The following is an 8135-nucleotide window of genomic DNA, read 5'->3' as shown; positions in this document are numbered from 1 at the left end:
AAGCATATAATTTATGGCTCGATTTCAGTAAAGCGAGAAAATTCGCTATTTTTAAAAATAATATGTTAAGGCTGAAAAATCTATAGAGTATCTTACGCCACAAATCATATACAAGACCGTTGTAGTCAATAAGTAAGACGAATTTTTTGGCGCATACTTTACGGAGTTTATACGGTGACCTATTTAAAAAGATCCATCTGATTGGCCATCAGATATTCCAAGCTTTGCGATTTCATCGTTGAGAGTTATACTATCAGAACGTTGGGAACGCTCCAAAGCTTGGTGAAGTTACGGACTGATTTCCACAAAATCAAGTAACGGACGGATCTTTTTAGAAGTATAGGTCTGAATTTATGAATTGACTCCTTGCTTTGATTTTGACGCCGGCATGTTCCCACCGGAAATACCGCATAAAAACCAAAAAGTATGGATGGGATTTCGTCTGACTGACTTCGGAATTTGCCACTTTCGAAAATAGTGGTAAATTACTGTCTACAACAACGCATAAGGCACATTGCGAAAAAGCAACGTGCCTTATACAATACCGTTGGCAACAAGCTAAAAAGAACACTTGCTAAGAATATTTCTCAACCACAGAATCGCCCCAATCCGCAATAGATTGAATTAACGGTATTAAGGTTTTACCAAAATCGGTTAAGGAATATTCAACTTTTAGCGGTGGTTTTGATGTGTAAACTTTTCTTTTAACTATTCCATCTTCTTCTAAGGTTTTTAACTGCAAACTCAAAGTGCGTTCAGTTACAGTTGGCATTTCTTTCCTCAATTCGTTATACCTTAATTTCTTCTCAATTAAATGATATAAGATAACCGTTTTCCATTTGCCACCAATAATTCCCATTGTCAAACTTGCGCAACAAGGGTACTTTTTACCTCTAAAATTAAGCATTTTTAGTTCTTCTGTTTCCATATTATTTATACTATCATTTTTGACCGTTATTGCAAATATAGAATACTATACTTACTTTTGCAACTATAATTATTATAGTAACATAAAAAACGATACGAAATGAAAGCAATGACAATTAGTAAATATGGAGAAAACGCAAAATTTGAATCCAAAGAAATAGAAAAATCAACTTTAAAGAATGGACAGGTTTTAGTGAAAATTTCGGCATCAAGTGTCAACACGGTTGATACGATGATTAAAAATATGGGAAATGATTTGCCTTTCTCACCAAAAAATCCAGCAATTTTGGGAATGGATTTTGCCGGAACAATTGAGCAAGTCGGAAATGATGTTAGTGAATTTTCAGTTGGCGATGAAGTTTATGGTTGTGCAGGTGGTTTAGGAGATTTGCAAGGAACATTGGCTGATTATATTACTGCCGATATTAAATTGATTGCGAAAAAACCGAGCAACCTAACAATGAAAGAATCTGCGTCGTTACCATTAGTTGGAATAACGGCTTACGAAGGTTTAACTCGTGCTAATGTTCAGAAAGGACAAAAAGTTTTAGTTCACGGCGGAACTGGTGGAGTTGGACACGTTGCAATTCAATTGGCTAAACATTTTGGTGCCGATGTTTTTACAACTATAAGTAGTGAGAAACAATCAGAAATAGTCAAATCTTATGGCGCAAAATCAATAAATTACAAATCAGAATCAGTTGAAGATTATGTAAATAAACATACTGATGGAAAAGGATTTGACGTCGTTTATGATTCTGTTGGTGGAGAAAACCTGCTTAAATCGTTTGAGGCAACTGCTTTAAATGGTCAAGTTGCGACAACAGTTTCTTTGAGCGAAATTGATTTAAGTACAATGCACTTTAAAGGATTATCCTTGCACGTTGTATTTATGCTTATTCCAATGATTCATAATTTCCAGAGAGAAAAACACGGAGAAATTTTAAGAAACATAGCTAAAATAGCCGAATCTGGAGCCTTAAAACCTTTACTTGATGAACAAGATTTTTCATTAGAAAATGTTGGAAAAGCGTATGCAAGACTTGAAAGCGGAAACGCAATAGGAAAAGTAATAGTTGAAAATTAAAAAACAGTAATATGAATTTTAGATTTGCATATTTACCATTTATCGTTTCACTTTTATTTTTATCGTCGTGTAATGATAATAAAAAGATAAAAAATGAAACAGAGGAGAATAGTTCTGAACAGATAGAGAACCCAACAAATAAAGTGCTGTTGAGTTCTGAAATTAAATGGGAAAAATTAAATCCTGCAAGAGGAGACCAAAGTCCACAAGCTGGAACGATTTGGGGAGATAGAAACGAAGAAGTTGCTACTGGATTTTTGGCAAAGTTCGCAGACGGCTTTTCTTCACCACCACATATTCATAATGTAACTTACAGAGCTATTGTCATCAAGGGAAGTATTCATAATGATGACCCTAAAGCAGAAAATATGTGGATGAAATCGGGTAGTTTCTGGACACAACCACAAGGAGAGTCGCATATTACTTCTGCAAAAGGCGAAGAAAATATTGCGTTAGTGGAAATAGATAGAGGGCCTTATTTGGTTAGGTCTGTTGAGGAATCATTTGACAACGGAGAACGACCAATTAACATAGATGCTTCAAATGTAGTTTGGTTAAACAGTAAAAGGACACATTCTATTGATGCTAATAGTAAAGCAGAAATTAGTTTTCTTTGGCAAAGCAAAAATGCTCGAGGTGTTTTCGTAAAACTTCCTAGGAATTACAATGGGACTATTGAAACTGATGGAACGGTTTTACATTCGGTTGTAATACAAGGCAAATTAAATTATACGCTACCTCAAAATCAAGAAGTAAAAATATTGGGTGCTGGTAGTTCTTTTAGTTCATCTGACAAAGCAATTCATACGATTTCAAATGATTCAGAAACTGAAGTTTTATTATATCTTAGAACTAACGGAAATATTAAAGTGGAATAAAGCCTGTTGCCAACAATGTATATAAAAAATAGGGCGACTTTGGCTTAATCTGGAGGTGTTTTGTGTCTACTAAGTCGCCATATTTTTTAATTTTAGTATTTTTAGAATTGAATAATTAAAAAAGAAAAATTAAAAATATGGCTTGTAGCTCAACCGAATGAAAACAGCCTACTTTCTACCCTACTTTTCATATACGAGACCGTTGCCCTCAATAGCTCCGACTGAAATTCTGCCGAATTTAAGCCGTCGCGATCAATCGGACTCCGGTCCGGGTCTTGCGAACGAATGCTGACGCTCACTCTGCTGATAAAATCGAAAACCGAACTGATTAAGTAAACGGCTGATTTTTTACTCGAACGCTGATTTTTGACAATCTGAGCGGAGCATTGCGCTGATTGGATTACCGAAAAAGCCACTCGGCCGACTTACTCGTGCGTGTCGCAAAAGAGGGCAACAATGTTTATAATTTATGGCTCGATTTCGGCTATGGGGAAAATTTTGGTAATTTTAAGACCAAATATTTACAGCTGAACATTTTGTAGTGGTTCAAACGCCACAAATCATAAACCAGACCGTTACACACAAGCAAAAAAAAATCAGAGAAGAATTAAAGATATATGAATTTATTAAGTTTAACATCTAATTACGTTCAACGAGTTGATAGCATGGCATCCGCAACTAATAAAGTTGATTCTTTGCGAACCGAACTGATAAAATTGCAAGCTGAAAACAACAGCGAAATTATTAAACAGGCATCAACAACTATTGAATATCAAAGCGAACTTATAAGTTCTTTCGGTACTATCTATACAATACTCACAATATTGATTGCAATTATAGCTGTCGGTCTTCCAATTGTTGTTTATCAATTTGGAATTAAACCATCCAAAGATGCTCTAAAGCAATTAGAAAATAATTTGGATGAAAAAGTTGCTATTTATTTAAGTAAAAACAGAAGTCAACAAATAGCGAAATCCATTAAAGATTTGGGAGAAGATGATGCAGAATTAAAGGCTCAAGCAATTTCTTTTCTATCGCTAACTCTACACGAGGGATTCACAGACCAAGAAATGTTCGAATTCAATCGTTTGATAAAGTCAGGTAAATTAAGTGATTCACACCTTGGAAGTATTGCCTATTTGCTCGGTTCAAGAGTGAACGAATATGCAAATGATATTTTTAGTGATGCAAAATATCTAAAGAATAATAATTTGAAAGTTCAAGCATTTCAATACATTTCGAAAATAGGTTTAGACAATTTTATGGAGCCTGTTTTAGAATTATTTAAGAAAACGGACAATCAATATGGGGAATTTATAAATCTTCTTACATTCGTAAATATAAACTCTAAATCAGAAGCTTTGAAAGTCTTTAATAATAAGGAATTAATTGATATACTATCCGATGAGACTTTGAAAAACATTGGACGCACAATCGAAAATTCAATTAAACATATGAATATTAATATTGACCTTAAAGAAACATATTTGAAGAAAGTTTGCGAAAAGGCCAGTGTGTAACAATGTATATAAAAAATAGCGCGAGCATTTGTAAACACAAAGGTTCTGGCACCTTCGCAAGGTCGCCAAATTTTTAAATTTGGCTATTTGAAAAAAGAAAGATAAATAGAAAAATTTAAAAATACGGCTTGAGTTTAACCGAATTGATAGCGCACTTTTTCAGCGCTACTTTTCATATACTCGACCGTTACCCACAATTGAAAAAAAAATGTCGCGAATAACCAGAATGACTGAAAAAGCAACAGAAGATGATGTAATCCAAAATTCTAAATTGGAACATTTATACAATCACGATTTTGGGAGTGGTCGATTCTTTCAAGTAGTCTTTGCCGATGAAAATGAGACGCACGTAAAATTGGCACCTCGAACTTTGATGAAAGTCGTTTACATTAGAGAAAAAGACGACATTGAAGGTATTGAAATTATAAAGGAGGTTTCTGGAACAGAAAAACAAAGAATTAAGTTCAGCAAATTTGACTTTCAACAACTCAAAAGTTTTTTAAGTTTTATAAATTCTATCGATTTAGCAACAATCAACGACCGTAGAATTGTATTAGCAGATAATTCCTTCGACATTCTTGATGAAGAAACGAAAAAGAAAATCGGAACTTTACTTTCGGGTAATGACGGGGGTAACTTGGTAAAAGACCTTTTAGACGACGGTTTAATTACAAATCAAGATTTAGTAAATACTGGTTATCGAAAAAAGCAACTCGAAATTTTTAGAAAATTACTCAATGAAGAAGGTTTCTTACAAGAATATAAAGACGAGATAGATAAAAGCAATACGAAAGATGAAACCGCTTGGCAACATTATTTCAACGAAAATGAATGGATATTTGGATACGGATTGGATTACCGATTTCAAGGTATTCTACAAAAAGAATTCAGAGCTTCCGATAGTGATGCAAGCGGAAGTGACACAGTAATTGGAGATTTTCTTATTGGAGATAATCGATTTACAACATTCGTAGAATTAAAACTTCCAACAACAGACCTTTTCGGTAAAGAGAAAAATCGTTCTGGTGCTTGGAGATTATCAAACCCATTTATAGATTCTGTTTCCCAAATTTTAGAGCAAAAGGCAAGTGGAACTATAAAAATTGAAACTACAAAAGAACTTTTTGATGAGAATGGAGATTTAATAGAACAAAAATCCTTTGACTCGAAAACAATTTTAATCATCGGAAATTGGGATGAACTTGATAATTCAAGTGATAATGCTCAAGTCAAGAAAATTAAGAGAAAAACTTTTGAACTTTATCGTAGAGATTCACGAAATATAGAAGTAATTACATATGATGAACTTTACGAAAGAGCAAAATTCATAATTGGCGAATAACAACTGTGGGTAACAAAGCATATAAATACAGTGCTTAAATAGAGTATATCCTTAATATTTCGTAGTTTTAAAAAAACAAACATCTGGAACGAAATAATACGTAAAGGCGGCTCCAACCCACGGCTGATTCGCACGCTGCGCTTCCCACTTTTGCTCCGCAAAATGACTCTAGCCGACGCGCGCCGCCCTAAAGTCGCACCGTTTCATATGCAAATCCGTTGGCAACAATACAATAAAAAATGGAAGAACAAGAAAATAAAGAAACAAATGTAAAATCTACAATTGATGCTGTTACTGGTTTAGTTAAAGCAGTTCCAGTTTACCAAGATACTATTCAACCAGCTGCAAAAGAAATAGGAGAATCATTAAAAATAGTTTCGAAGACAATAAATATGGCTTTAGCGCCTATAAAAGCTTTGGTTTGGGGTTATGAAAAAATTGAGGATTTCATTACTACTAAAGTCTCTGAAAAACTTGAAAATGTTCCAAAAGAAAAAATTATTACACCTGCGACCGAAATTGCAGGACCTACGATAGAGGCACTTAAATACTCAGGTCATAATACTGAATTGAGAGAATTGTATGCGAATTTATTAGCTTCAGCAATGAATAAAGATTCTGCTCACAAAGCGCATCCAGGATATGTCGAAATTATTAAAAATATGACTTCCGATGAAGCTCTTTTACTTCAAATATTTAAGCCAAACACGATTTTCCCATTGGTTGACTTAAAGTCCAGAGACGATGGAGGGTTTTATATGGAATATGTCCATTTTTCTGACTTGAAAACAAAAGTAAATTTAGCCAGACCTGATTTATTGCCGACTTATATTGATAATTTATGCAGACTTGTAATCTTGGAAATTCCTCATCAAGTTACTTTTCAAGATAAATCATTTTATGAAAAATTAGAAGAAAATTTAGAACTCAACTCACATAAACTTCGAATAGAAGAATCAGATAAGAAATTTGAATTTGACAGAAAGATATTGAGACTTACTACTTTTGGTAAACAATTTGTTGAGAATGTCGTTAACATAGAGTAAAGTTGCCAACAACGCATATAATACAGCGGTCACACTCGTCTTAAATTAAAATCCCTAACTTTATAGAAAAATTGGTACAGCGGATAAATACGTAGTGGCGGCGCCACTGCCCCACGGCTGATTCGCACGCTGACGCTTCCCACTTTCGCTGACGCAAAATGTTGGCACTGCCGAAGCTGCCGCTCAAAACCCGCCGTATCATATGCAAAACCGTTGCCAACAATATGACAAAAACCATATTTATATTATTTATTTTATTTAGTTTTCTAGATCTTACCGCTCAAAATGATTCAATCAAAAAAGTTGACTTCAGTACTTTAGAAAGAAAGCTTTTAAATTCAACAGTTTCTAATAAAGACGATTCTTTTGAATTTGATTTTAGAATAATGGATTCATTACATTTTTACGAAAATTCATTAAAAACAGAGTTCCTAATAACTGACCATAAAAAGGATTTCGAATTACGAACAGGCGATAGAAAGTCTATTATTAAATTTGAATGTAAAGAAATAATTCCCGCAACCTGTTACAGATATGCCGGATATTCTGAAAATGCAGAGGTTCATTTAATTTCTAAATGTAGAGATATTTGTGAATTATATTTAATCGACTCATACAGCGGCTCTACTATAACAATCTCATCTGATTTCGATAGTGGTTCTTTTCCTGTTTTTTTACCAGGATATATGATTCTTTGTTCAACCTTTTATGATGACAGCTTTGGAGAATATTATGAATATCGCTCAATTATTGACATTTATGAAACAAAAAATACTTATGATTTAATGCAAAAATTTAAATATATCGGAAGTATAAATTCAAAGAATTGGTCAATTCAAGAAGTCTATGAATCCAAAAATCCCAATTCATTTCTCTTAAAGATATATGATAAGCGTAATGAATTTGACTACGTAGAAATAAACATCGAATAGAATACTGTTGGCAACAACGCATATAATACAGCGGTCACATTCGTCTTTAATTAAAATTCCCTAAATTTAAAAAAAATTGGTAAAGCGGATAATTACGTAGTGGCGGCGCCACTGCCCACGGCTGATTCGCACGCTGCGCTTCCCACTTTCGCTGACGCAAAATGTTGGCACTGCCGAAGCTGCCGCCCAAGACCCGCCGTATCATATGCAAAACCGTTGTGTGCAATTATGACAGCGCATCGTCCTGAAAAAAAACCAAAGATTAAACTATTGAATTATGATATACTATTGGTTACATCTAATATACCTTTACATAGGTTCAAATTTTTTTTGGAAAAAAATCGATTTGGATTCTGACCTCACTCGTATTAGAAGAGTTAGTATTTTGGATTGTGATTCCTTA

At 34.0% G+C, this 8135-nt stretch carries 7 protein-coding genes; 6 read left to right on the top strand and 1 reads right to left on the bottom strand.

Annotated elements, in window-relative coordinates; translation table 11 throughout:
* Positions 1 to 574 precede the first annotated feature (574 nt).
* A complete protein-coding gene (locus C8D94_RS15000; protein WP_394340218.1) occupies positions 575 to 928 on the bottom strand; it encodes a winged helix-turn-helix transcriptional regulator in 354 nt (117 codons plus the stop codon).
* A 99-nt stretch (positions 929 to 1027) separates the two neighbouring features.
* Between C8D94_RS15000 and C8D94_RS14995 the strand changes: the two genes are divergently transcribed.
* From C8D94_RS14995 to C8D94_RS14970, 6 genes are all read left to right on the top strand, one after another.
* A complete protein-coding gene (locus C8D94_RS14995) occupies positions 1028 to 2014 on the top strand; it encodes a zinc-dependent alcohol dehydrogenase family protein (protein WP_115124787.1) in 987 nt (328 codons plus the stop codon).
* Positions 2015 to 2025: 11 nt separating this feature from the next.
* The gene (locus C8D94_RS14990; protein ID WP_115124786.1) at positions 2026 to 2892 is read left to right on the top strand and encodes a DUF4437 domain-containing protein; all 867 of its coding nucleotides are present in this window, start codon (positions 2026 to 2028) and stop codon (positions 2890 to 2892) included.
* A gap of 617 nt (positions 2893 to 3509) precedes the next feature.
* Positions 3510 to 4412: a hypothetical protein gene (locus C8D94_RS14985; protein ID WP_147278576.1), complete on the top strand. Its 903-nt coding sequence runs from the start codon at positions 3510 to 3512 to the stop codon at positions 4410 to 4412.
* A 226-nt stretch (positions 4413 to 4638) separates the two neighbouring features.
* Positions 4639 to 5754 carry a Shedu immune nuclease family protein gene (locus C8D94_RS14980; protein WP_115124788.1) on the top strand — a complete coding sequence of 372 codons (1116 nt, stop codon included), beginning with the start codon at positions 4639 to 4641 and terminating at the stop codon, positions 5752 to 5754.
* Between the two features lie 239 nt (positions 5755 to 5993).
* Positions 5994 to 6800 (top strand): DUF4393 domain-containing protein, encoded by an 807-nt coding sequence (locus tag C8D94_RS14975; RefSeq protein WP_115124784.1) that lies wholly within the window; start codon positions 5994 to 5996, stop codon positions 6798 to 6800.
* Between the two features lie 224 nt (positions 6801 to 7024).
* Positions 7025 to 7732 (top strand): hypothetical protein, encoded by a 708-nt coding sequence (locus C8D94_RS14970; protein ID WP_147278575.1) that lies wholly within the window; start codon positions 7025 to 7027, stop codon positions 7730 to 7732.
* Positions 7733 to 8135: the final 403 nt, after the last annotated feature.

Origin of the sequence: Marinirhabdus gelatinilytica (assembly GCF_003353425.1) — a bacterium.
Taxonomy (GTDB): Bacteria; Bacteroidota; Bacteroidia; order Flavobacteriales; family Flavobacteriaceae; genus Marinirhabdus; species Marinirhabdus gelatinilytica.
The sequence above is the reverse complement of the archived record's forward strand: the minus strand, read 5'-3'. Positions and strand labels throughout refer to the sequence as shown.